Genomic DNA, 919 nt, shown 5'->3' on the forward strand with positions numbered 1-919 from the left:
GCTCACCCAGCCCGGCGAGCGTTTCTTTTTATCGAATGCAGGATGCCAGACGTTGATGCCGGACTGCTCCCAGAGCAGGTGGAGCAGCCCCAGCAGGCGCATCGAGGGCTGCCGGCGCCGCCTCCCCGGTCCGGCACCGGCCGGAGGCGCATCACGGGTTTTATCAGGAACGTCTTTCTTCTGCAGGCCGGTGGGCAGGCGGACCACAAGCCGGCCATCCGCCGCCGCTTTGACCACGTCGGGCGCATAGATGGCGGCCTGTCGCTCATCTGGCCAGACGGAGTAAAAGCGGCAGTCTGGCGCGTGTTCGTGCCCGGAGAAGGCCCATGAGGCGAGCCAGCACTGGTCTGTTTTCTGTGACAGATGCACTTTCAGGCGCCGGCGCTGCACGTCCTCCTCCGGGGGCTGGCACAGGCAGGTGACCACCGTGGTGGCCTTGTTGTCACGCGCGTGCTTCAGCCAGCGCTGCCACTGCTCCGGCTCAGCGCTGCGGAAATCCGCACCGCATTCCCGCGAGCCCCGCAGCCCGGTGAACCGGACCGGATGCGTTTTCTTTGCCGCCATCATAAACCCCTTCCCGTAAAGAACGCTGAATATGCGACCTGCGTGATTTTAATTCAGGCCGGCTGCCGGGCAGATTACCGGTGAAGATTCATTCCACAACCGGTTAAATTCAGCCTGATACTGGCGGGCAATATCAGGTTCGTCTTTAATCACCAGCGCGTTCTCCGCATTTCTTTTTTCAGCAGAAGACGTGTAATTAAATGAGCCGGTTTCCACCGCACTGCCGTCGGCCACAATAAACTTGTTGTGCATGATGCTGTACATGCCGTTAAGGCGCACGTCCACGCCAGCGCACGCGAGCTGGCTGACAAGAGACCAGCGGTCCCGGCTTTTCTTTTCATCGGCGACCAGCCGG

2 protein-coding genes are annotated in these 919 nt (G+C 61.2%); both read right to left on the reverse strand.

Annotation, left to right across the window (positions count from 1 at the left end):
* On the reverse strand, window positions 1-567 hold a 567-nt coding region (locus tag CBW22_RS25010), incomplete at its 3' end, for a DUF1173 family protein (protein WP_254919570.1).
* Between the two features lie 45 nt (window positions 568-612).
* A partial coding sequence (locus CBW22_RS25015; protein WP_141097376.1) for a phospholipase D-like domain-containing protein occupies window positions 613-919 on the reverse strand: 307 nt, incomplete at its 5' end.

The organism is Pantoea sp. VS1 (assembly GCF_002207995.1).
Taxonomy (GTDB): Bacteria; Pseudomonadota; Gammaproteobacteria; order Enterobacterales; family Enterobacteriaceae; genus Pantoea; species Pantoea dispersa.